Below are 22,669 nucleotides of genomic sequence, written 5' to 3'. Positions count from 1 at the left end.
CTGTCGGACTCGGCTGGTGACGGACTGCACCACGGTTTAGTGCTTGGACGTCCGCAGCAGGTAGCCGACGCCACGCTTGGTGTGGATCAGCGGCGGCAATGACTTGTCGTTGTCGATCTTTCGACGCAGATACGAGATGTAGGACTCCACGATGGAGGCGTCACCGTTGAAGTCGTATTCCCACACGTGGTCGAGGATCTGTGCCTTCGAAAGGACCCGGTTGGGGTTGAGCATGAGATACCGCAGAAGCTTGAATTCCGTGGGCGACAGGTCAATCTCGCGGTCGCCTCGGTAGACCTCGTGTGCGTCGTCGTCGAGCACCAGATCTTCGACGTGCAGCCGGGAATCTTCCTCTTCCAGGGCCTGGGTGCGGCGCAAGACGGCGCGGATGCGGGCAACCACCTCGTCCAAGCTGAAGGGCTTAGTGACGTAGTCGTCGCCGCCCACCGTCAAACCGGTGACCTTGTCCTCGGTGTCGTCCTTTGCGGTGAGGAACAAGATCGGGAAGAGCAAACCGGTGGCACGGATTTTGCGCGTCACGGTGAATCCGTCCATGTCGGGCAGCATGACATCCATGACGGCCAAATCAGGGGTTTCGGCGGTTGCTCGGTCCAGAGCTTCGCGACCGTTGGCAGCGGTGATGACCTCGAAGCCGGCGAACCTCAGCGAGGTCGCAAGGAGCTCGAGGATGTTGGGCTCGTCGTCGACAACGAGCAGCTTGGCTTCAGTTTGATGTGCTTTCACAGGCCCAAGTGTCACCTAGTAGGCTGAATGAAGCCTGAATATTGAAAGAGTGCAGGCTGATTTGGCACTGTGGGCAGAAAATATTCCCCCAGATTCTGTTACTGGGTACGACGTCGGCGCGCGGCCAAAAAGAGCGCGACCATCAACAGAATAAACGCGAGAGGGAGCAACATCATGGGCAGCATCGTCAAGATGTTCCACGGGTGCATGCCTACCCACTTCAGGATGAGCATGACAACGCCGCTCACCACGCTGATCGCGGCAAGAATGGCAGCCACTACGGCAAACCCCGCGAATCCCGGGGCCTCGGAGGATTGAGGTTCGGGGTGGCCTGAGTCGAGGGGCGAGTCACCGGTGGCTCTGCCCTGGGAAGAACGAGAAGTCATGGGTACCACGGTACCTTTTCGGCCTGAGGGCAGAATTCCGAGGCACCCTCTCCGCGTCAGGGTGGCTGTATAATCGATACCTAAGACTTTTTGACGAGAGGTCTTCCCCGCGATGAGTCCCACAACGGCGTTCGCTTCTGCGTGAACCGCCAAGGGATCGAGGGTAGAGGACCTGCAGAAGCGCCCGCGTGGACGATAAGGGACCGTCTCGCGAACGCGTCGAATGGGGGACATCCCCACGAATACAGCAAAGGAACGCAACATGCCCACCGGAAAAGTGAAGTGGTACGACGAGACGAAGGGTTTCGGGTTCGTGACCGTCGAGGACGGCCAGGAAGTCTTCCTGCCGTCCTCTGCCCTCCCCTCTGGAGTCACGTCCGTCAAGGCCGGAACCCGTTTGGAATTTGGTATCGCTGAAGGTCGCCGCGGAGCCCAAGCGCTCTCGGCACGTTTGCTCGACCGGATCCCCTCCTCGGTGAAGAACCACCGTAAACCCGCTGACGAGATGGCCGTTATCACCGAGGACCTCATCAAGCTCCTCGACGGCGTCTCCAACTCCTTGCGCCGTGGGCGTTACCCGGAACGCGCCGTGGGTAAGAAGGTTGCGACGATTCTTCGGAATGTCGCGGACAACCTCGACGCATAATTAGGCTCAGCACAAGGTTGAATAGGAGTATGTCGAAAACAGTGCAGGACGAACCGGTCACGTCGGTCTCTTCGGGGGCCGCAACGTCCGTGGCGGAACGGGCGGAAGCTCCCACGACTCTGACGCTCGGCTCCCCGCGCAAGGTACGGCGTCGGACCACACGCCTCGACGCCGTGCTCGCCGAGGCCCAGGATGTCGCGCGAGCTGGCGTCCTGGAGATCACCTCCGAGTCTACGATCGGCACGATCCACCACGTTCGTGGTGAAGAAGATCGTTTGTCCACGCACCTCTTTGAATGCACCCTGCCCGGATACCGCGGATGGTATTGGTTCTCGACCGTCGCACGGGCGCCACGGTCGAAAAAGGTCACGGTGTGCGAAGTTGGCCTTGTGCCGGGTGACGGCGCCCTGCTCGCCCCCGAATGGGTTCCCTGGGCCGACCGGGTACGTCCCGAAGACATCGAAAACGAGGAACCTGAAGAAACCAACGCGCCGGAAACCTCCGACGCGAACGATGACCGCGAAGACTCGCACGGCGCGGACCACGATGCGGACTCCACGGAGGGGGACGCACCGGAGGAATAATTCCCCGGGGACCTGCCCGAGGCGAGGAGATGACCGGGAACGTCACACGAAATCCTGACGGACGACAAACACCACCGGACGGGAACCTTCCGATCCCTTCGCGTGCCCAATTACCGCTGGTGGTTTTTGGGCGCGCTGGTTTCCAACATCGGCACCTGGATGCAACGCATCGCTCAGGACTGGCTGGTGTTCAACGACCTGTCCCACGAGGACTCGACGGCCATGGGCATCGTGATGGCCCTCCAGTTTCTTCCTCAGCTCTTCTTAGCGCCGTACGCCGGGCTCCTCGCGGACCGTTCCGATCGCCGCAAGGTCCTTTTCTTGACGCAAGGAGCCATGGCGGTTCTGGCCGCCCTCCTCGGAGTGCTGGTCATCAGTGGCTCCGCGCAACTGTGGCAGGTCTATGTATTTGCCCTTCTCCTGGGCATCGTCACGGCAATCGACTCGCCGGTGCGGCAGACCTTCGTCTCTAATCTGGTGCAAGACCGTGACTTGCCGAATGCCGTGGCGCTGAATTCGATGTCCTTTAATTCGGCACGTTTGATTGGGCCGGCGATCGCTGGGCTCTTAGTCGCGGCGGTCGGATCAGGCCCGGTGTTCCTGATAAATACGGTGACATTCTTGGCAATGATTGGGGCCATCGTCGCGATCGATACGACTCGGCTTCGACCCATGCCTAGGGTCTCCCGGGCGAGTTCTCGACTACGCGATGGTTTTGCTTACGTGAGATCGCGGCCGGATATTTTGATCGTGATGGTAGGGGCATTCCTGGTGGGGACCTTTGGCATGAATTCCGCGATAAACATTGCTGCCATGGCCACCAGCGAATTCGGTTATGGCGCGAATCAGTTCGGGTTCCTGACCTCAGCGATGGCCATCGGCTCTGTCTCGGGAACTCTGATGGCTGCCAAGAGGGAACGTCCACGACTCCGTTTCATTTTTGGGGCGGCCGGACTTTTCGGACTGACGTGTTTGGCTGCCGCCGCTTCTCCCAACGTCGTGGTGTTCGCCGTCATCTTGATCCCGATGGGACTGGCTTCCCTTACCTTCATCACCTCGGCCAATGCCTACGTTCAGGTCTCGACCGAACCGCACATGCGTGGACGCGTCATGAGCATCTATATGGCGGTATTCATGGGTGGAACCCCGATTGGGGCGCCGGTGGTCGGAAGGATTAATGACCTGTGGGGCGCCCGGTGGGGATTGGGTGTGGCAGTTGCCGCGGGGCTGGCGACGGCCTTGCTGGGGTTCCTGTGGTACTGGCGCAGCCAGCACCTTCATCTCACGTATGACCGTTCGCGGCGAGGGTTTGTGAGGCTCGAACGCGACGCCGACTACGCGCCGATCACCGCGGCCTTGGAAGTTCAAGAACCGCGGTGATCGGGTGGGCGGCTTGCCCCACGCCGCCGAGCTGGGCTCGTGTTGGAATCAGCTGATGCGTTCGAGGACGTAATCGATGCAGGTCAGCAACGCCGCGACGTCGTCGGGCTCGATGGCGGTGAACGTCGCGATGCGCAGTTGATTGCGTCCAAGCTTGCGATACGGCTCGGTGTCCACGATGCCGTTGGCACGCAGGATCTCGGCCACCCGCGAGGCATCGACGGATTCGTCGAAGTCGACGGTGGTGATGACGGGGGACCGATGGTCGGGATTTTCGACGAAGGGGCGAGCCAAGGGGTTGGACTCAGCCCACTCGTACACGATCTGGGACGAACGAGCGGTGCGGTCGGCGGCCCAGGCGAGTCCGCCCTGGTCGAGAATCCAGGAAATCTGGTCCTGCAGCAGAATCAGGTTCGTCAGCGCCGGAGTGTTATAGGTCTGGTTCTTGCGGGAGTTATCGATCGCGGTCGTGAGGTTGAGCGAATCAGGAACCCATCGGCCCGTCCCCGCGATCTCCTCGACCCGAGCGAGAGCGGCCGGGGAGAAGAAGGAGAGCCAGAGCCCGCCGTCGGAGGCGAAATTCTTTTGAGGCGAGAAGTAGTACACGTCGGCCTCGGCCGGATCAACGCTCATGCCGCCGGCCGCGCTGGTCGCGTCCACCAAAACCAAGGCGTCATCGGAGATCCCCGCCGGGCGGCGAACCGGAGCCGCCACGCCGGTGGACGTCTCGTTCTGTGGCCAAGCGTAAACATCGGCGTCGGGAAAGGCCACGGGCTCGGGTCGAGTCCCGGGCTCGGCCGTCACGATGTGGGACTCTTCCAGGAAGGGTGCATTATTGGTGGCCTTCGCGAATTTGGAACCGAATTCCCCAAAGCTGAGGTGGGCGGCCCGGGAACGAACGAGGTTAAAAGCTGCCGAATCCCAAAAGGAGGTGGCTCCACCATTGCCGAGAATGACTTCGTAACCCTCGGGGAGGTCGAACAGATCGCGAAGTCCAGAGCGAATGGAAGCGACCAGATCTTTGACCGGTGCCTTACGATGAGAGGTTCCGAGGAGACCGGACGACGCCGTCAGCGCGTCGAGCTGAGCGGGCCTCACCTTGGAAGGACCCGCACCAAAGCGTCCGTCATGGGGGTGGAGATTTTGGGGGATGACGAGGTGATCTGTCACGAAGTATGCTCCAATGATCAAAATGGTGGGTAGGCGGCTAGTTGTGCGTCCTGACTACACCATTGTGCGCGGGTTTGTTCACGGGAAAAGAATTTTGGACCGAAGATGACCCTTAGCACCTAGAATGGACAGGCACACACCACGGCCATAGCGAGAAGGGCGTTATACCTCCAATGACGGACCTCGTCGATACAACAGAGATGTACCTCCGAACCATTTTGGATTTAGAGGAAGAGGGCATCACCCCGATGCGCGCCCGTATCGCCGAGCGCCTGGATCATTCAGGGCCCACCGTGTCACAGACGATTGCGCGGATGGAACGGCATGGCCTCGTTCACGTGGAAAGCGACCGATCCTTGGCCCTCACCCCCGAAGGTCGTGAGCGTGCGGTGTCCGTGATGCGTAAGCACCGGCTCGCCGAGCGATTGCTGGCGGACGTCGTCGGGTTGGATATGGCCTATGTGCACGACGAGGCCTGCCGCTGGGAGCACGTCATGAGCGAGCGTGTGGAACGCAGGCTCGTGGAGCTGCTGAATTCTCCCAAGTACTCCCCGTATGGCAACGCGATTCCGGGCCTCGAAGAATTGGGTATTACGAGCGAACGAGATGACCCCAAGACGGTCACGTTGTCGATTGCGGCCAAGGACTCCTCGCCTGAAGATCGATTTACGCTGGCGCGATTCCCCGAAGTGCTGCAGGCAGATATTGACGTCATGAAGGTCTTGGGCCGGGCCGGCATGGAGCGTGGCAGCGTGATCAGCATCGAACCCAAGAACGGTGCCATTCACGTTCTCGTGGATGGGTACGACGAAGGGGTGGATCTCGACCCGGAGGTGGCGGACCACATCGTCGTCAAGCGCGGCGCATAACCGGACGTGGCCAAGCTCTACTTCCGCTACGGGGCGATGAACTCTGGGAAATCCACGGCGTTGCTCCAGGCAGCCTTCAACTACGAAGAACGAGGTCAGAGAGTACTTCTGGCCAAACCTCGGGTCGACACGAAGGGCGAATCCCACATCGTGTCTCGGCTCGGAGTATCCCGTGAAGTGAATTTCTTACTTGGTCCGGAAGAATCCGCGAGGGCAACTTTTCAGCACCACGCCGCCGGAGACGACGGCGGCCTGCATCTCAGCATGGACCTTCCTCCGGTGGCCTGCCTGCTCATCGATGAGGCCCAATTTTTGACGCGAGCCCAAGTGGATGACCTCATGCGCGTCGCTGTGCTCGACAACGTTCCCGTGCTGGCATACGGAATTCGCACCGACTTTCAGACACGGGCCTTCCCAGGATCGGGTCGCTTGTTGGAGCTTGCCCACACCTTGGAAGAGCTCAAGACGATCTGCCGCTGTGGCCGGAAGGCTCTCTTCAATGGACGGCGAGTCGGGGACCACTTCGTCTTCGCCGGTAGCCAGATTGCGATCGATGGCGAGGCCGTGACGTATGAGTCACTGTGCGCCAGTTGTTACCTCCGGGAGACCCAGGGGCAGCTCGGCGAATAGTGCCGTTGGCTCGCTGAAAACTCCCTGTGCCGTCACGAAACCTTGACCATGACGCGCTTCACCTTAATCATTTCGTGATCTGACGGGTCTGGCTGGGGATGCCTCGGGGTGCCTCATGTCTCGAATTTCGACCCCAGCAAGAACCTGTGTGTGAGGACACTTTAAAATTTTTCGGGCGGTCTTGGCGACGAAATATCGGCAAACGAAGTAATGCTCCGATCCCCGCCATGACGGGGATCGACGGGGTCTGACACGCTTCTGGAGCGAGGCTACAATCGTCCTTTTTGAGGCCGGAGAAGCGTTCCGATTCGTGTTCAGGTGACGTCGTCGTGATCAAAACGTGACATTTGGGTGAGGGGTGTGTACGCTCGTACTCGTGCCAATCACTGGTCGAGACGGCACCACCGGATAGAACGCCTAGCTCTGCCACTACCCGGTGAAACAAAAAAACCAAACACGTCCGATGGCAGAGGCGGGGGACCCATTATCTGGGTTCTTCCTCGTAAGAGCCCTTGGGGTTAAGTCGCTCCAGCGACCGGGTGTCTCCCATCCGAACCCGACAGCTCACCTCGCAGGCACAGGGAGGAAAACTTTTACTATGGCTAAGCACATCGCGCGTCACCGCGCCGCAACCCAGTCCCACGTCGTTCGTAACACCGGTATTGCAGTTGCAGCTGCCGGCGTCGTCGCAGGCTCCGTCGCTCCGGCTAACGCTTTCGCCGAAGCTGCTTCGACGTCCTACAGCGCACCCACCACGGCTTCCTACGACGCCCCCACCACTCAGGCAACCAACGTCCAGACCGTTGACTACTCCGCTTCCAACAGCGGTGGCGGCGGTGGCGAGACCGGTTCGACCGCAGCTACCGGTAGCCGCGCCAAGATCATTGAGGACGCCAAGGCTGGCCTCGGCGGGGCCTACGTTTGGGGCGGCAAGGGCTTCAAGGCTTGGGACTGCTCCGGCTTCGTTTCCTACGTTGCTGCTCAGTCCGGCATTCAGCTGGATTCCTACACCTACTCGATGAAGAACCAGCTCACCCCGACCTCGAACCCGCAGCCGGGCGACGTCGTCTTCACCAACAACTACGCTCACGTTGGCATCTACCTCGGTGACGGCCAGATGATCTCGGCCCTCAACCCCTCGCAGGGCACCACCATCACCTCGGTTGATGGCGGCGGCATGATGCCGGTTGATGGCTACTACAGCATGCCGGGACTCTAATTTCCGCATCTCAAGTTTCACCTTGTGAGGCATGAGGGGCGTCCGGGAGGGAAACCCGGACGCCCCTTTTTTGTGCCCGAAACTTTTTCTGTCCAGCCGCGGGTCGTCCACAGTTCGAGATGCTTCGGCGTGGCGGTGCCGCAGGGCTCGTCACAGAGGGTTTCGTGTGCTTATGGTGGAAGTGCAAGTTTCCCTCCTCACGCGAGGCTCCGGTCATGAACCGGTGGCCCGCGATTCGGACAGTGCGGAGATCACTTTCGCGTGACGCGACCCCCGACGACCAGCGGGGGTCGCGTTTTTTGTGTCTGCGGCGCATCCGGCAGGTTCTATCATGGGGAGATGCCCACACAGTTTGAGCCCCCGCGCAGTAGCAGTGATCAAGAATTTCAAGCCATGGCGGTCGGCATGGTTTCCGGGGCTGTACCTGGAATCGTGATTGGCCTGATCGTCTCCCTCTTCCTCGGAAATCCGGCGATGTGGGTATCGATCGTGGGAGGGGTGGGGATCGTGATCGGGCTTGTCGGCGCGGTCATGTACAACAAGCGCCGTACCCGCAGGCGGGACTAAGCACCCCGGAGGCGCCGGACCTCGGCGGAAATATTCTCCCGTGCCCGTTCTTCCCAGGATTCGCGGGCGGGCGCCGTCAGGTAAATGAACGGCTGAGCAAGAAATCCCTCGAGGATCGTGGCTCGAGCGGCACGAAACTCTGGTCCTGGAACATGAGAGTATTCGGTTCTCACGGCGGCAGCGTAGCGGTCATACCGCGGGGATGCGGCGGCGAGGATGCCGAGGTCGGCGTCGTGGAAGTACGGCCAGAGTGGATCAGGGCGGTCTTGCGTGTGGTCGCTCGTGGCCATGATGAGCTCGGAGGCTCGGCGCACCTCGTCTGGGGGTAGAACGCCGGCGAGATCCGAGGCGCAGAGCTGAGCGCTCTGGGACTCGTCGTGACCGGGCTTTCCGTTATAAACGGCGTCGTGGTACCAAGCCGTCGCACGGAGGATTCGTCGCGACGCCGCATCCAGGGAACTCTGACGTTCGAGGGTCGACACATGTTCCAATACCTCACCGAGGTGGACGGAGGAGTGGTACCCCCGATCCGGAGATTCCCATCGATCCAGCACCCGCCGGCCAAGCTCGGGGTGGTCAGGTGCCCATTCTTCCCAATTGCGAAGCAGGCGAGCCCTGATCTTGGCGGGGCGTTCCTTAGCAGGAATGCGCAGCGGTGAGGCGATCAAGCGTCGGACGAGTTCATGGGGCGTCACGTGAATGGCGCCTTGGGCCACCGCCTCGGCGACAAGATGCTCGGGGACGTCGTAGTGATCTTGGTCAAAGGCCCGAGGACTCAGGCCGGTGCGTTCGGCGACGTCGTGCAGCTCCGAAAGGCGGGAATCCGAGACCATGTGTGCGAACATGGTCCCGTGCGCGGGCCACAAGGGTTGATCGATCCAAACGGTCATGAACCCAGCATGGCACGTGAACCCTGTAGAATGTGTCGGTGCGCCCTCGTAGCTCAGGGGATAGAGCACGGCTCTCCTAAAGCCGGTGTCGGTGGTTCGAATCCACTCGGGGGCACTTTCGTGCCGCGCATCTCGCGCACGTGACTGTCATCATCCTCTTCATTTCACCCTCAATCCCGGGATGTTTTCCCCCGTTTAACAGACCGATCCAGCTCTGCCACGCCGAGCTGGATCGTGAGTCTTCCTGATCGAGGACGCTGCGGCGTCGTGGATTCTTGCGGTCCCTCACGACATACGAAAGTTGACGCCATGAACTCCGAATACACACCGAGGCACGCATCTGCCACGAACGACTCGTCCGGGGGCGACCAGACGGGGACGGGGCAGCACCACATTACGGATACGCGTCCGGCCGTCGAAGACCAGAGCGCTTGGGGCGCGTTGTGGGCCATCGTCATCGGCTTCTTCATGATTCTGGTGGACGGCACGATCGTCTCCACGGCGATGCCCGCGATCATGGAAAACTTCGGTGCCGACATCAACCAGACGGTTTGGGTCACGAGTGCGTATTTGCTGGCCTATGCGGTGCCGTTGCTCATCACAGGGCGCATGGGCGATCGTTTTGGGCCCGGACGCATGTATCTGATCGGCTTGGTGCTCTTTACATTAGCCTCGCTGTGGTGCGGACTCTCCGGCAGTATCGAGATGTTGATTATTGCCCGCGTGTTCCAGGGCTTGGGCGCCGCCATCATGACGCCGCAAACGATGGCCATCATCACGCGCTTGTTCCCCGCGGAACGACGCGGTGCCGCGATGGGCGTGTGGGGCGCGACGGCCGGGGTCGCGAGCCTCGTCGGACCGATCTTGGGTGGCGTGCTCGTGGATACCCTGAGCTGGGAATGGATCTTCTTCGTGAACATTCCGGTGGGAATATTCGCGTTTATCCGGGCCTGGCAGAAGCTGCCGAGATTCCCCGTCCACACGCGACGGATGGACTTCCTCGGCGTGATTCTGAGTGCTCTGGCCATGTTCCTGATTGTCTTTGGCATTCAGGAAGGCCAAGGACACGATTGGGGAGCCATTTGGGGGCCGATCACGGTTCCGGAACTGATCATTGCCGGCGTCGTCCTGCTCGCCTTGTTTGTGGTCTGGCAGAAGATCACGAAATCCGAGCCCTTGGTCCCGCTCGGGCTCTTCCGCGACCGGAACTTCTCCCTCGGCAACGCGGCCATCAGCATGGTCGGCTTGATGATCGTCTCCTTCGCCTTGCCGCTGATGCTCTTCTACCAGCTCGTGAGGGGCATGACTCCGACCCAGGCCGCCCTGATGACCGCACCCATGGCTATCATCTCTGGCGTTCTGGCTCCGGTGGTGGGCAAGATCCTGACCGCCCGTCGGGCGCCGTTTATCGCCGTATTCGGACTCCTCATGAACGTGGTGGGCCTGGTGGGCTACTGGTGGTTGATATCCCCGGACACTGAAATCTGGCTCCTGTTGCTGCCTTCGGTGATGATGGGTGTCGGTGGCGCCTGCATGTGGGCACCGATCTCCATCACGACGACGCGCGATCTCAAACCGAGCCAATCCGGCGCGGGCTCCGGCATCTTCAACACCACCCGCCAGGTCGGTGCCGTGCTCGGAACCTCGCTCATCTCGATGATGATGGAGAGCCGCATCGCCGCGAATCTTCCGATGCTCTCCGGTTCTTCCCATTCGGGGGAGGCATCCGCCGGCCAAACTCAGTTGCCGGAGATGTTGCGGGATGGCTACGCCCAGGCCATGGGCGAGTCCATCCTTCTGCCTGCGGCGGCAATTTTGGTGGCGGCCGTGATGGCCGCGTGTTTCCGGGGCCGCGCGATGGCTAAAACACGGTAAGGCTCCAGCGTCCTCGAGAACTTCACCGGAGGGGCTGCTGGCCCTCCAGCTCCCCGCGGGAAAAGGCGTCGAACTTGCCGCGGACCAGCCGGACGGCCAGCCATCCCGCCTCCACGAGCATGGCGAGCAAGACGATCCACCGGATGATGACGAGAATCGAAGCCCAGACCGGCGCCGAACCCTCGGGGGAGGCGAGGGCGGCGTCGATAGCGACATTCCCCGCGAGAAAGGTGACGAGATAGGCCAGGGGAGCGGACCATAGGGCCCACCGAGTGGCACCTCGAGGCATTGATCGGCCGATCATCGCACACCATGCGAGCGCGATAAATATCGGGGTGAAGAGTCCCCAGGACCAGTGAAGGCCCGTGTACGCGCTTCGTCCGTCTTCGCCGAGAGCCTGAGAGATGGTGGCGGCGTCGTTGGGGAAACTGAAGGGCTGGAGCTCGGGGAGCGAAACGTGGGACTGTGCCCCCAGCTGCGGCACCATCCATGCGTGAAGCGCCGCGAACATGAGCGTAGCGATGACGAACAGAACTACCACGATCATTCCGGACGAGGACTTCTGTGGATCCGGCCGAGCAATGGACGCCCACTCGGCGTCGTGATGGTGAGACGGACCCGTGGGGGAGGACGAGAGTGCCCTACGCCGCGAAGGCCCTGAGGGCGCCGTCGACGGCGCGGCGGAATTTCCATAGAGGCGTTGCTTTTGGCCCTTCGACATACCCATAGCTCCATTATGGACCTGAGGTTCGCTTCCTCTGGGGCGGGGGGGGGGCTGAATCGAAACTTTGTTCGCTTAGACTGGGGAACAGTATGGATTTTCTGCGCGACTCTTCGTTTTTTACACCGCCCAGCTCCCCGTCCGACGGACCGGGAGCTGAATCGCACGATCCCGGATCCCTCGTGGAGGGCCTCAACGAGCATCAGGCGGAGGCGGTGACCCATTCCGGTTCGCCGCTGCTCATCGTGGCTGGGGCTGGTTCGGGGAAAACAAGGGTTCTGACGCATCGGATCGCTTACCTCTTGGCAACGGGGCGTGCCCATCAAGGGGAGATCCTCGCGATTACGTTTACCAATAAAGCCGCGGCGGAAATGCGCGAACGCGTGGTTGAACTCGTGGGCCCCCGAGCCGAAAAAATGTGGATTTCTACGTTCCACAGCTTCTGCGTTCGTGTGTTGCGGCGCGAGGCTCAGACCCTCGGCTTGAAGTCGTCATTCTCCATTTACGACTCCGCAGATTCCTTGCGATTGATCACGTTGATTGCCAAGGAATTCGAACTGGATGTTAAGCGCTTCGCCCCCAAGGCTTTGCAGAACCGAATCTCGACCCTCAAGAACGAGCTGGTTGACGCCGAAGACAATGCCTCGTCGGCATCGAGCACCGACCCCTGGGAATCCACCGTCGCCCGCGTGTACAGCGAATACACGCGGCGACTCCGGGCAGCTCATGCTCTCGATTTTGACGACCTTATTGCGCAGACGGTCTTCATGCTGAGGGCTTTCCCCCAGGTCGCCGATTACTATCGGCGCCGGTTCCGTCATATTTTGGTCGACGAGTACCAGGACACCAATCACGCCCAATACTCACTGGTGCGCGAACTCACCGGCCACGATGCGAGCCCGCAGGGCGGGGAGAACCCTTACCCTTCGGCCGTCGAACCCGCGGAGCTGACCGTCGTCGGCGATTCGGATCAGTCCATTTACGCCTTCCGCGGTGCCGATATCCGCAACATCACGGACTTCGAACGCGACTACCCACAAGCGCGGACCATCTTGTTGGAACAGAATTACCGTTCAACACAGACCATTCTCAGCGCGGCCAACGCTGTGATCGAACGTAACCCGAACCGCCGAGAGAAAAAACTGTGGACGGCCTCGGGCGACGGCGTGCCGATCGTCGGCTACGTCGCCGAAAATGAGCACGCGGAGGCGCGGTTCATCGCGGAAGAAATTGACCGGCTGCGTGATGAAGACGGTGTGGCGCCAGGCGACGTCGCGGTGTTCTACCGGACCAATGCCCAGTCCCGCTCGCTCGAAGAAATCCTCATGCGGGTCGGTCTCCCGTATCGCGTGGTCGGGGGAACGCGCTTCTACGAGCGAAAAGAAATCAAAGACGCCCTCTCCTACCTGCGTGCCTTGATGAATCCCGACGACGACATCAGCGTGCGAAGAATTCTGAACGAACCCAAGCGCGGCATCGGTGCACGCTCGGAAGGGGCCATCGCGAATCTCGCGTCGAGGGACGGCTCGTCGTTCATGGCCGCAGCGCGCCAAGCCAATGACGCTCCAGGGCTCGCTGCGGCGGGAGCCAAAAAGGTGACCGCCTTCGTGACGCTCATGGATGACCTCGCGCAGATTGCCGCAACCGAAACCGCCGCGACCTCCCTCGAGGCCGTGCTGGAACAATCGGGGTACCTGGAAGCGCTCCGCACCTCGGAGGACCCCCAAGACGAGTCTCGCGTGGAGAACCTCGCCGAACTCGTGGCCGTGGTTCGTGAATTCGAGCGTGATCATCCGGAGGCCGGCCTTGGCGAATTCCTGGAGCACGTTTCCTTGGTTGCGGACGCGGACCAAATTCCGAATCGACCCAAGCAGGGCGAAGAAGAAGAGGGCGGGGTCTCTGCGGCTCAGGTCGCCCGTGAGGTGGCCGAAGCGCGCGCCGAGGGGGTCGTGACCCTGATGACCCTCCACACCGCCAAGGGCCTGGAATTCCCCGTGGTTTTCTTGACGGGTATGGAGCATGGAATTTTCCCGCACCAGCGGGCCCTGACCAACGACGACGAAATGAGCGAGGAGCGCCGCATCGCCTATGTGGGCCTCACACGCGCGATGAAACGGTTGTACCTGACGCGTGCGGAATCGCGTTCAATGTGGGGCCAAGGGCAGTTCAACCCGCCCTCGCCCTTCCTGGAGGAAATTCCCGAGCACCTCATCGAGTGGAAACGGGTGGGTTCTGCGGGATTCGGTACAGGATTCGGCTCGGCGGTGTACGGAGCCGGTGGGTTCTCTGGGGGAGGCGCCCGTGGCGGCAGGAGCTCTTGGGCCGATTCCTCGTCGTGGGGAGGCCGGGGCAGCGGAGGATCCTCGCGGACTGCCACAGCAAGCCACGACGCCGGTTATGGCCAAGGCATCGAGGGCTCTCCCCAGCTCGGGACTCGGGCGACCAAAGCTTCCCGCGTCCAACAAACCAAAGAGATCCCTTCGTTATCGGTGGGAGACACCGTGGAGCACAAGAGCTTCGGACGTGGCCGTGTGGTGGCCCTGGAAGGTGGGGGCGATAAGACCGTGGCCAAGGTGCGGTTTGCCAACGAGGAAAAACGTTTGTTGTTGCGCTATGCGCCGCTGAAAAAGGTGGAGGGCTAGGGGACGACGTCGTCCTGAACGGTCGAATATTCTTTCGCGATCAGCACCAATGGGCTGTGACTAGGGGAAATCCCCGCTAGGGTGTAGTGCAAACCACACCACAGAAGGATTTCTATGCCCTCGAATTCGGTCCATGCCGACCAGAACGAGACCTCATCCGAGCAAACGGGGGCGGGATCTCCTCCCGCCGACCAACGACGTAAAGCAGTGGTTTCCAGTTTCCTCGGAAACTTCGTGGAATGGTTCGACTACGGTGCCTACAGCTATTTGGCCGTGACGATCGCGGCCGAATTCTTCCCTGGTGACACCGATAAATCCCTCTTCATGACCTTCGCGCTCTTTGCCGTGAGCTTCCTGATACGGCCGTTTGGCGCATTCTTTTGGGGTCATTGGGGCGACAAATACGGACGCACCCAAACCCTGGCGTGGTCGATCATTCTCATGACCGGCGCCACGTTCCTGATCGGTTGCCTTCCCGGCGCCTCGACCATCGGAATGGCCGCGCCAATCGTTTTGCTGGTGCTTCGCCTGGTCCAAGGATTCTCCGCCGCGGGTGAGTACGCGGGCGCATCAGCCCTGTTGTCCGAATTCGCCCCACGTGGCAAACGAGGCCGTTACGCCGCGATAGTTCCGGCCTCCACCGCCTCGGGATTGCTCTTGGGGTCGCTGGCGGCCACGATCCTTTACGGCCTGTTGGAGGACTCCGCGATGGAGTCGTGGGGCTGGCGGCTTCCCTTCCTGGTGGCGGGGCCTTTGGGACTCATTGGGCTGTACATCCGTCGCAAGATCGACGACACTCCTGCTTTTCATGCTCACACCACGCGCCAGATGGAGATGGTCCAGCGTGGCCAGAAGCCGCCGTCGCCGACCCTGCAGCTGGTCACCAAGAATTTTCCCGAACTCATTCAGGGCTTCGGGATCGTGCTACTCAACGCCGTCGGTTTCTATGTGGTGCTGACCTTTATGCCGACGTACCTCTCCGAGAATCTTCATTACGACGCCGCGGCATCCCAGCTCGCCACCACGATTTCCCTGGTGACCTACATCGGGTTCGTGTTCCTGACCGGACGTATTGCGGATCGGATCGGGCGTCGAAACACCTTGATCTTGGCCTCGAGCACCTTCTTGGTGTTGAGTATCCCCGCGTTCATGGTCATGGGGACCGGGCACTACGTCTTCGTCGTGGCCGCGCTCGTCATGATGGGGGCATTCCTCTCGCTCAACGACGGCGCGTTGCCTTCGGCAGTTTCGGAGCTGTACCCCACGGCCATACGCTTCAGCGGATTTGCCCTGGTGTTCAACATCGGCAATGCGCTCTTCGGTGGTCCCATGAGCGCGGTCAACACGTGGCTCATCTCCACGACCGGAAATACGATGTGGCCGGCCTACATTCTCATGGGCGCTTCACTTCTGGCACTGCTGGCGGTGCTCTGGTCGAAGGACCACTCGAGCGTGGACATCGACGACGTCGACCCGACGGAACCGGAGAACCGCCGTCGCGAGGAGGCCAGCTACGGGGAGACTAGCGCCAGCTGACGAGGGGGACTGGCACTGGGCTGAGGGGCCCATTTCGTGCACTTTGGGCGAATTGCACGTGAAATGTTCCCCGATGCGGTTCTGCCACGTCGAAATACGGTGCCGCAGTTAGGGTGCTCGCGACCATCTGAGTTAGAGTCACACGAGGGGAGCCCTGTCTCCCGCGTTGATCTCAGGGTCACGGCGGAGGCTGGCGCTCCACGATTATCAGGCCGGATGGGCTGAACGGTTCAGCCGGCACGACTTCGACGAAGAAGGACACATATCCGTGGACCTGTTTGAATTCCAGGCACGCGATCTCTTCGAGAAGCACGGTGTACCCGTACTTCAAGGGATCGTTGCCGAAACTCCCGAAGAAGCTAAAGCTGCCGCCGAGAAGATCGGCGGCGTCACCGTCGTCAAGGCTCAGGTTAAGGTAGGCGGCCGCGGTAAGGCGGGCGGCGTCAAGGTCGCGAAGACCGCCGATGAGGCTTACGAGTACGCTTCCCAGATCCTGGGCATGGATATCAAGGGTCACACCGTTCACCGCGTGATGATCGCTCAGGGTGCGGACATTGCCGAGGAATACTACTTCTCGGTTCTGCTGGACCGCGCCAACCGCTCCTACCTGGCGATGTGCTCGGTGGAAGGCGGCATGGAAATCGAGCAGCTCGCGGTGGAGCGCCCCGATGCGCTCGCCCGCGTCGAGGTCGACCCGGCCAAGGGCCTGGACGCCGAGAAGGCTGCCGAGATCGTTGCTGCCGCCGGTTTCCCGGAGGAGTTGCGTGGCAAGGTCGCTGATGTCCTCGTCAAGCTCGGTGAGGTTTACGACAAGGAAGACGCGACCCTGGTCGAGGTCAACCCGCTGGTCAAGACCGGCGACGGCGAAATCCTCGCCCTCGACGGCAAGGTTTCCCTGGATGACAACGCCGAATTCCGTCACGAGGATCACGCCGGACTCGAAGACAAGTCCGCAGCCGATCCCCTGGAGGCCAAGGCCAAGGAAAACGACCTCAACTACGTCAAGCTCGACGGTGAGGTCGGAATCATCGGTAACGGTGCAGGCCTCGTGATGTCGACGCTCGACGTCGTGGCCTACGCCGGAGAGAAGCACGGCAACGTCAAGCCGGCCAACTTCCTCGACATCGGTGGTGGCGCGTCCGCAGAGGTCATGGCGAATGGCCTCGACGTGATCCTCGGCGATGAGCAGGTCAAGTCGGTGTTCGTGAACGTGTTCGGCGGCATCACTGCGTGCGACGCCGTCGCGAACGGCATCGTCAAGGCCCTCGAGATCCTTGGTGACCAGGCCACCAAGCCGCTGGTTGTCCGTCTCGATGGCAACAACGTGGAAGAGGGACGCCGCATCTTGGATGAGGCAAACCACCCGTTGGTCACTCAGGCGAAGACCATGGACTCGGGTGCCGACAAGGCCGCCGAGCTCGCTCACCAGGCTTCCTAAGCACCGCCGATACATCTCAAGATATAGAGGAAAAAATGTCTATCTTTTTGAACAAAGACTCCAAGGTCATCGTTCAGGGCATCACCGGCGGCGAGGGCACCAAGCACACTGCGCGCATGCTGGCTGCCGGAACCCAGGTTGTCGGCGGTGTGAACGCACGCAAGGCCGGCACCACCGTCTCTCACAAGGCTCAGGACGGCTCTGACGTCGAACTGCCCGTTTTCGGGAAGGTGTCCGAAGCTGTGCAGGAGACCGGCGCCAACGTGTCGATCGTCTTCGTGCCCCCGGCTTTCACCAAGGACGCTGTGATCGAAGCCATTGACGCCGAGGTCCCGCTCGTCGTCGTGATCACCGAGGGTATCCCGGTACAGGATTCGGCCGAGTTCTGGGCTCATGCCAAGGCCAACACCGGCTCGGACGGCAAGCCCAAGACCCGCATCATCGGGCCGAACTGCCCCGGCATCATCACCCCCGGTGAGTCCCTGGTGGGTATTACGCCCGCAAACATCACCGGTTCCGGCAAGATCGGGCTCGTCTCCAAGTCGGGTACCTTGACCTACCAGATGATGTTCGAACTCCGTGACATCGGATTCACCACCGCCATCGGCATCGGCGGTGACCCCGTGATTGGTACGACCCACATCGATGCCCTGGAGGCCTTCGAAGCGGACCCCGACACCGAAGCCATCGTGATGATTGGTGAGATTGGCGGCGACGCTGAGGAGCGCGCGGCCGACTACATCAAGGCCCACGTGACCAAGCCGGTCGTCGGCTATGTCGCAGGCTTCACGGCTCCCGAGGGTAAGACCATGGGCCACGCGGGCGCCATCGTCTCGGGCTCTTCCGGAACGGCTGAAGCCAAGAAGGAGGCCCTCGAGGCTGCCGGCGTGAAGGTCGGCAAGACTCCCTCTGAGGCAGCACAGTTGATGCGAGAGATCTTCTCCGCTCGGTAAAACCCTGCGTCGAGTCGTCGGATCGCCCGGGCCATTACGGCCCGGGCGATCCTTGCGTTAATAGGCTCAACCGGATCGCGTTGTCCTCAACGGTCGACACGGACATCGTCGGGCAATATACCGCGACGACCACCGGCCCCACGCCTTTGCGGTACGAATTTACGTTGCTGGGGCCGGTGGCGCCACACTTTGGAAATGACGACATCGTGGTGGGCCCACCCACGTTCTCCATCTAGGCCCAGAGGCGTCAGGCCGTCGAGGTCCCAAAGAGGAGCCCGAGGAGGTATGTCGCCAACGCCGCGCCATATCCGATCAATAGCTGGCGTAGGCCTCGCTTGAGGGGAGAGGCTCCCGAGAGCAGACCGACCACGGCGCCGGTTCCCAGGAGGGCAATGCCCACCAAGAACAAGGACAGGATCATCCCGGGGTAGCCCGACATTCCAAAGATGTACGGGAGAATCGGGATGATCGCGCCTGAGGCGAAGAAGCAGAAACTCGAGGCCGCAGCCCCCAGGTCGGTGCCCAAAGCGACGTTCTCCGCTCCGTCCTCTGCGGCGTCTTCGTCATCACGGTGCGACAACGAGGGATCGCAGTCGCATTCGTAGTATCCAAACCGCTCCAGGGCGCGGTGGTGAGCAGCTTCCTCGCTCATGCCGCGCGCACGGTAGATCAATTCGACCTCGTTACGGTCGATATCTAGGTCGGGTGCGACGTCGAGGGTGACCTGGGTGGGGCGGGACGCGTCCAGGAGCTCGCGTTGCGAACGTACGGAGACGAACTCACCCGCGCCCATGCTCAGTGCTCCGGCGAGGAGGCCTGCGACGCCGCTCAACAACACCATGTGCGGGCTCGCGCCGGCAGCCCCCACACCCATGATGAGGGCAACGTTCGAGACGAGACCATCGTTGGCACCAAAGACCGCCGCGCGGAAATTACCGGAGAGCTTTTCCCTGCCGTTGGTGGCGAGGGCGCGGACCACCTCTTCGTGTACAGCTTCGTCAGCTGCCATCGAGTCGGTCGCATCCGGATCTTCGTCGTAAGGGGAGCGGCCTTCTGCGCGCTGGGCAAGGGCCAAGACGAAAACGCTCCCGAAATGCTTGGCCATGAATTGAAGGGTCAGAGACGAGATCGAGGGGCGAGGATCCGGTGTCGCATCCGCCCCGAGAAGATCGCGCCAGTGTTGCTGGTGACGTTTTTCGGCGCCGGCCATTTCGAAGAGAATTTCCGCGTCCCGGCCTTCTTCACGTTCGGCAAGGTAGCGGTAGACCGTCTCCTCGGAGATTTCATCGGCAAGGTACCGACGCCAGCGGCGTCGTTGTGCGGCGGTAGAGGGGGCCCGGGAGGGATCTCGTAACGTATCGGCCTCGTGGCGGGAAGGCAGATCCTCGGCAGGGCGGGGGTTCATCGGCTCAGGGTTCATGGGGGTATCTCCTCCGGGCCGAGCCGCGCGATGAATTCACCGCGGAGACTTCGGCCCTTGAATCGTGTCCCGTAATGGGTCGTCAGGCCGAAGGTCTCGCTCGCCCGCAGGAACACGCCGCGTACGGCGCCCTCTGAGCGGGTGAAATGCCGGGAGGGGATCTCCAGTGTGTCGACATTTCGCTGTGATGCCCTGAGGCATCGGTGGGAACTACTCCCCTTCGTTCCGGACCACTTTAGCGGATTCTTCGCGACGAAGCACCGTCCCCGTTAACAATGCGCCCAAGGCCACAACCGCGATGCAGAACAACCCGGTGAGCGACCACCCACCGGAAATAAAGAAGAACCCGCCGAGCCAGCCGACGATCGCCGATCCCGCGTAATAGAACAGGTTGTACAGTGCCGTGCCCTGAGCCTTGCCGTCGCCCGCCAGGAGGCCAGTCCATGCCGATGCCGTCGAATGGGCCGCGAAAAAGCCCATGGTCAGCAGGACGAGGCCGAGAACTACTACCGGAAGTGGCGACGCCGTCGTCAGCCAAATACCCAAGATCATGACGGCCATCGAGACGAGAATCGTCAGCAACCGACCGAATCGGGCCGATAAACGCCCGGCAATTCCCGAGGTGAAGGTTCCGGAAAGATATGCCAGGAAAAGCAGCGAAATGGCGATCTCGGATAGGGAATACGGAGGAACCTCGAGTTTGAATCCCACGTAGTTATAAACCGTCACAAAAGCGCCCATCAGCGTGAACGCCAAGAGAAAGAGGCTGATCATTCCTGAGTGGGTGAGGTGACGGCCGATGCGGCGTGCAGTGGATCGAAGGGCGCCGTGCGGCGGCACCGGAACGAATCGACGGGCCCGGGGGAGCAGAAGGAGGAAAGCGATGGCGGCGGCGACGGCAAGAACGGCCACGCTCGCGACGGCAATGCGCCAGTTCCCCGTGAGCTGAGCGATCGGCCCCGAAACCAGCCGTCCGGCCAATCCGCCGATGGTCGTTCCCGCGACGTAAAGGCCCGTGGCGGCCCCCGAGTGGAGGGCCATCGTTTCCTCGGCGATGTACGCGACGGCGACGCCGGCGAGCCCGGCCAACGCGGCGCCTTGGATAAACCGCAAGACGAGCAGGAGGGAGAAATCCGGCGTCCAGGGAATGATGAGCCCGAGAATGCTTGCCGCGGTGATCGCAATGGTCATGGCTCGCGTCTTGCCCCATCGGTCCGCAACGTACGTCCAGGGGAGGGCGAAGATCGCGAGGCCAAAGGTCGCGCAGGAGACCGTGAGGGCCACCGTGGCGACGTCGCGATTCAGATCCGACGCGATGGAGGGCAGTACCGCCTGAGGCGAATATAGCGGGGCGAAGGTTGCGACACCCGCGCAGAACATCGCGACCAGCATCCGCGTGAATTCCGGGGTGCCTCGGCGGTAACCCTGCCAAGGCGTACCGTTCGTGCCTGTGTCCGGTGAAGTGGACACCAGCGATCATCTCCTGATGGTGGGGAAGGGGAATATTTTTAGATGGTTGGAATCGTCGCCGGGAACGCGCGGTCGTACATCGCCCCAGAGCCCCAGCGGAACCGGTAGGGGTCCGAGCAGTCGCGGCCATAGCGGAGGGCATCGACGATTTCGGTCGCGGAATCGTCGAGACTGAGCTGCGTGCGTTCCCAGTGGAGTTGTTCGGCATGGGGTGGGCGCCACCCGGCGTCGACCAAATATTCTTCGTCGAGCGGCCAGAGGACAGCCGGGAGAAATTGCTCCGAAACAAGGGTTGCGGTAACGCCACCCGGTCCCGTGAAAGCTTGGGCGTAGGGGGAATCTCCGCCGGTATTGCCCGTATCGTATTCGACGGTCAAGAAGTGCTTCCACGGGAGAGTCCGGATGGCTTCGGAGATTTCGGCGACCAGCTCGGCCCACGAGTTTTCGTCGCCGCTGGCCTCTTGCACCACGGTTTCGACGACGCCGATCCCGCGCTCCACCCAGTGTTGAGGAGACCACGAACCGGCCTCGCTCCGTGGCTCTCGGCTGCTGGAGCCCCATGGACCGACCCAGTGCTCTTCGTACCGAGGGTCGCCCGCTCCTGGGGCTTCGTCGTTGATGAGGCGGCGACCCTGTGCCAAGGCAAGGTGCCACGCTCCGAAACGGTGGCGCAGCGTCCCCAGCGTGGGACGAGGGGTCGTGTGCCGAGCGGTGTCGGCGGACCATCGGCCGTAGAGCAACGCTAAAGGCTTGCGATTATTACGAATGCAGTACGTCAGGAAGTCCGCGATGGCGCTGCGAAAACGATCTTCCGTGAAATCGGGTATGCGGTCGGTGCCGTCCGGGGCGAACCGTTGGGCGGGGGCCAAACCCATGGAAACGAGTGCCCGGGACCACGAACCGTCACCAAATTGCGAGCTCAGATAACGCGGGCTTGCCGGCCAATCCTGCCGAATCAGGCCAAACACCTCGCGGAGTTCCTGCGGAGGGTCTGCGCGGAAAGACTGGTAGTCCGCGCTCGTGAGGCTCGTATGCGGGTATTGGGTGAGGAACGCAAGCGTCGCACCGATCCGGCCCAAGATCATGGCGGTGTGGTCGTCGCTGACTCCGGCGGATTCCAAGTAGCGCGAGACGTCCTGAACGACGGCCTGGTCTCCATAGGTCGCGATGAAGCCGCGATCTTCGCCCAAGTCGAGGAGGTGATTGACCGCGAGCCACACCCCGGCCGCGAGTAATGTCCCGTTGAGCGCCTCATCCGCGGTGTGCAGGAATTGCTCCGGATGTTCGGCCAGGAAGCGATCCAAGAAATCGCGGGGGATATCGGGATACAGGGTGACGAGCCGATACCGGGTTTCGGAGCGGGTCCATCCGGCTTCGGCTAGGTCGTCGATGAGGGACCGGTAGCTTTCGCGAAAGACCGTGTACGCCTCGCAGTCTGTGCCGTCCATGTCCCCTTGCCTTCGTCACGAGCTACCGTGTGCGATGCCGCGACTCCGTGCCGTGCGTTCCCTTCGATACTGACGAGCGTA

At 61.6% G+C, this 22,669-nt stretch carries 20 protein-coding genes, 1 tRNA gene and 1 riboswitch; of the genes, 13 read left to right on the top strand and 8 right to left on the bottom strand.

Features of this window, described 5'->3' with window-relative positions:
* Positions 1–36: 36 nt before the first annotated feature.
* Together D8M21_RS07935 and D8M21_RS11495 are read right to left on the bottom strand one after the other, a co-directional pair.
* Positions 37–744, bottom strand: a complete 708-nt coding sequence (locus tag D8M21_RS07935; protein WP_048679703.1) for a response regulator transcription factor — start codon at positions 742–744, stop codon at positions 37–39.
* A gap of 98 nt (positions 745–842) precedes the next feature.
* Positions 843–1,130: a hypothetical protein gene (locus D8M21_RS11495; protein ID WP_238651158.1), complete on the bottom strand. Its 288-nt coding sequence runs from the start codon at positions 1,128–1,130 to the stop codon at positions 843–845.
* A 262-nt stretch (positions 1,131–1,392) separates the two neighbouring features.
* Here D8M21_RS11495 and D8M21_RS07925 point away from each other — a divergent pair, with 262 nt between their 5' ends.
* From D8M21_RS07925 to D8M21_RS07915, 3 genes are read left to right on the top strand one after another with little or no spacing between them, the layout of a single operon-like run.
* The gene (locus tag D8M21_RS07925; RefSeq protein WP_048679698.1) at positions 1,393–1,776 is read left to right on the top strand and encodes a cold-shock protein; all 384 of its coding nucleotides are present in this window, start codon (positions 1,393–1,395) and stop codon (positions 1,774–1,776) included.
* 29 nt (positions 1,777–1,805) lie between these two features.
* Positions 1,806–2,360, top strand: coding sequence for a DUF3027 domain-containing protein (locus D8M21_RS07920; protein WP_082156687.1), 555 nt, complete (start codon positions 1,806–1,808; stop codon positions 2,358–2,360).
* A 54-nt stretch (positions 2,361–2,414) separates the two neighbouring features.
* Positions 2,415–3,740: an MFS transporter gene (locus tag D8M21_RS07915; RefSeq protein ID WP_048679697.1), complete on the top strand. Its 1,326-nt coding sequence runs from the start codon at positions 2,415–2,417 to the stop codon at positions 3,738–3,740.
* A 48-nt stretch (positions 3,741–3,788) separates the two neighbouring features.
* Here D8M21_RS07915 and serC read toward each other — a convergent pair whose 3' ends face one another.
* Positions 3,789–4,910: a phosphoserine transaminase gene (gene serC / locus D8M21_RS07910; RefSeq protein ID WP_048679694.1), complete on the bottom strand. Its 1,122-nt coding sequence runs from the start codon at positions 4,908–4,910 to the stop codon at positions 3,789–3,791.
* A 173-nt stretch (positions 4,911–5,083) separates the two neighbouring features.
* On the opposite strand from serC, the gene D8M21_RS07905 reads away from it, so the two are divergent.
* The 4 genes from D8M21_RS07905 to D8M21_RS07890 all read left to right on the top strand — a co-directional run bounded on the left by D8M21_RS07905 (position 5,084) and on the right by D8M21_RS07890 (position 8,195).
* A complete protein-coding gene (locus D8M21_RS07905) occupies positions 5,084–5,779 on the top strand; it encodes a metal-dependent transcriptional regulator (RefSeq protein WP_048679692.1) in 696 nt (231 codons plus the stop codon).
* A gap of 6 nt (positions 5,780–5,785) precedes the next feature.
* Complete coding sequence (locus D8M21_RS07900; RefSeq protein ID WP_048679689.1) at positions 5,786–6,409, top strand: thymidine kinase; 624 nt, start codon at positions 5,786–5,788, stop codon at positions 6,407–6,409.
* 438 nt (positions 6,410–6,847) lie between these two features.
* Positions 6,848–6,999, top strand: a riboswitch (cyclic di-AMP (ydaO/yuaA leader).
* 8 nt (positions 7,000–7,007) lie between these two features.
* Complete coding sequence (locus D8M21_RS07895) at positions 7,008–7,628, top strand: C40 family peptidase (protein WP_048679688.1); 621 nt, start codon at positions 7,008–7,010, stop codon at positions 7,626–7,628.
* A 339-nt stretch (positions 7,629–7,967) separates the two neighbouring features.
* Entirely contained in the window at positions 7,968–8,195 is a 228-nt protein-coding gene (locus tag D8M21_RS07890; RefSeq protein WP_048680097.1) for a hypothetical protein, read from the top strand.
* Here the strand turns inward: D8M21_RS07890 and D8M21_RS07885 are convergent.
* The gene (locus tag D8M21_RS07885; RefSeq protein WP_048679686.1) at positions 8,192–9,085 is read right to left on the bottom strand and encodes a DUF4031 domain-containing protein; all 894 of its coding nucleotides are present in this window, start codon (positions 9,083–9,085) and stop codon (positions 8,192–8,194) included. The genes D8M21_RS07890 and D8M21_RS07885 overlap by 4 nt on opposite strands.
* A gap of 42 nt (positions 9,086–9,127) precedes the next feature.
* Here D8M21_RS07885 and D8M21_RS07880 point away from each other — a divergent pair.
* Both D8M21_RS07880 and D8M21_RS07875 read left to right on the top strand, forming a co-directional pair.
* A tRNA-Arg gene (locus D8M21_RS07880) sits at positions 9,128–9,200 on the top strand.
* Between the two features lie 194 nt (positions 9,201–9,394).
* Positions 9,395–10,960, top strand: a complete 1,566-nt coding sequence (locus tag D8M21_RS07875; RefSeq protein ID WP_065424236.1) for a DHA2 family efflux MFS transporter permease subunit — start codon at positions 9,395–9,397, stop codon at positions 10,958–10,960.
* 22 nt (positions 10,961–10,982) lie between these two features.
* Here the strand turns inward: D8M21_RS07875 and D8M21_RS07870 are convergent, their stop codons facing one another.
* Positions 10,983–11,687 (bottom strand): hypothetical protein, encoded by a 705-nt coding sequence (locus D8M21_RS07870; RefSeq protein WP_126855772.1) that lies wholly within the window; start codon positions 11,685–11,687, stop codon positions 10,983–10,985.
* Positions 11,688–11,773: 86 nt separating this feature from the next.
* Between D8M21_RS07870 and D8M21_RS07865 the strand changes: the two genes are divergently transcribed.
* From D8M21_RS07865 to sucD, 4 genes are all read left to right on the top strand, one after another.
* A complete protein-coding gene (locus D8M21_RS07865) occupies positions 11,774–14,323 on the top strand; it encodes a UvrD-helicase domain-containing protein (protein WP_048679681.1) in 2,550 nt (849 codons plus the stop codon).
* Between the two features lie 114 nt (positions 14,324–14,437).
* On the top strand, positions 14,438–15,859 hold the full coding sequence (locus D8M21_RS07860; RefSeq protein WP_065424235.1) for an MFS transporter: 1,422 nt from the start codon (positions 14,438–14,440) through the stop codon (positions 15,857–15,859).
* A 268-nt stretch (positions 15,860–16,127) separates the two neighbouring features.
* Positions 16,128–17,297, top strand: a complete 1,170-nt coding sequence (gene sucC, locus D8M21_RS07855; protein WP_048680084.1) for an ADP-forming succinate--CoA ligase subunit beta — start codon at positions 16,128–16,130, stop codon at positions 17,295–17,297.
* A gap of 35 nt (positions 17,298–17,332) precedes the next feature.
* Entirely contained in the window at positions 17,333–18,250 is a 918-nt protein-coding gene (gene sucD, locus D8M21_RS07850) for a succinate--CoA ligase subunit alpha (RefSeq protein WP_048679679.1), read from the top strand.
* A gap of 247 nt (positions 18,251–18,497) precedes the next feature.
* Here sucD and D8M21_RS07845 read toward each other — a convergent pair whose 3' ends face one another.
* From D8M21_RS07845 to D8M21_RS07835, 3 genes are all read right to left on the bottom strand, one after another.
* Positions 18,498–19,670, bottom strand: coding sequence for a VIT1/CCC1 transporter family protein (locus D8M21_RS07845; RefSeq protein WP_126855771.1), 1,173 nt, complete (start codon positions 19,668–19,670; stop codon positions 18,498–18,500).
* A gap of 210 nt (positions 19,671–19,880) precedes the next feature.
* Positions 19,881–21,140, bottom strand: a complete 1,260-nt coding sequence (locus D8M21_RS07840) for an MFS transporter (RefSeq protein WP_048679676.1) — start codon at positions 21,138–21,140, stop codon at positions 19,881–19,883.
* 38 nt (positions 21,141–21,178) lie between these two features.
* On the bottom strand, positions 21,179–22,588 hold the full coding sequence (locus tag D8M21_RS07835) for a TY-Chap domain-containing protein (RefSeq protein ID WP_048679673.1): 1,410 nt from the start codon (positions 22,586–22,588) through the stop codon (positions 21,179–21,181).
* Positions 22,589–22,669 lie beyond the last annotated feature (81 nt).

The organism is Kocuria sp. HSID16901 (genome assembly GCF_003989425.1).
GTDB classification, from domain to species: domain Bacteria; phylum Actinomycetota; class Actinomycetes; order Actinomycetales; family Micrococcaceae; genus Rothia; species Rothia massiliensis.
The sequence above is the reverse complement of the archived record's forward strand: the minus strand, read 5'-3'. Positions and strand labels throughout refer to the sequence as shown.

What these genes read in the sequence shown, in the direction of transcription:
- D8M21_RS07925 (WP_048679698.1), top strand. Translation starts at nt 1,393, where the DNA reads ATGCCCACCGGAAAAGTGAAGTGGTACGACGAGACGAAGGGTTTCGGG.
- D8M21_RS07885 (WP_048679686.1), bottom strand. Translation starts at nt 9,085, where the DNA reads ATGACCGTTTGGATCGATCAACCCTTGTGGCCCGCGCACGGGACCATG.
- D8M21_RS07890 (WP_048680097.1), top strand. Translation starts at nt 7,968, where the DNA reads ATGCCCACACAGTTTGAGCCCCCGCGCAGTAGCAGTGATCAAGAATTT.
- D8M21_RS07920 (WP_082156687.1), top strand. Translation starts at nt 1,806, where the DNA reads ATGTCGAAAACAGTGCAGGACGAACCGGTCACGTCGGTCTCTTCGGGG.
- D8M21_RS07835 (WP_048679673.1), bottom strand. Translation starts at nt 22,588, where the DNA reads ATGGACGGCACAGACTGCGAGGCGTACACGGTCTTTCGCGAAAGCTAC.
- D8M21_RS07845 (WP_126855771.1), bottom strand. Translation starts at nt 19,670, where the DNA reads ATGAACCCTGAGCCGATGAACCCCCGCCCTGCCGAGGATCTGCCTTCC.
- D8M21_RS07875 (WP_065424236.1), top strand. Translation starts at nt 9,395, where the DNA reads ATGAACTCCGAATACACACCGAGGCACGCATCTGCCACGAACGACTCG.
- D8M21_RS07860 (WP_065424235.1), top strand. Translation starts at nt 14,438, where the DNA reads ATGCCCTCGAATTCGGTCCATGCCGACCAGAACGAGACCTCATCCGAG.
- sucD (WP_048679679.1), top strand. Translation starts at nt 17,333, where the DNA reads ATGTCTATCTTTTTGAACAAAGACTCCAAGGTCATCGTTCAGGGCATC.
- D8M21_RS07870 (WP_126855772.1), bottom strand. Translation starts at nt 11,687, where the DNA reads ATGGGTATGTCGAAGGGCCAAAAGCAACGCCTCTATGGAAATTCCGCC.
- D8M21_RS07895 (WP_048679688.1), top strand. Translation starts at nt 7,008, where the DNA reads ATGGCTAAGCACATCGCGCGTCACCGCGCCGCAACCCAGTCCCACGTC.
- D8M21_RS11495 (WP_238651158.1), bottom strand. Translation starts at nt 1,130, where the DNA reads ATGACTTCTCGTTCTTCCCAGGGCAGAGCCACCGGTGACTCGCCCCTC.
- D8M21_RS07865 (WP_048679681.1), top strand. Translation starts at nt 11,774, where the DNA reads ATGGATTTTCTGCGCGACTCTTCGTTTTTTACACCGCCCAGCTCCCCG.
- D8M21_RS07905 (WP_048679692.1), top strand. Translation starts at nt 5,084, where the DNA reads ATGACGGACCTCGTCGATACAACAGAGATGTACCTCCGAACCATTTTG.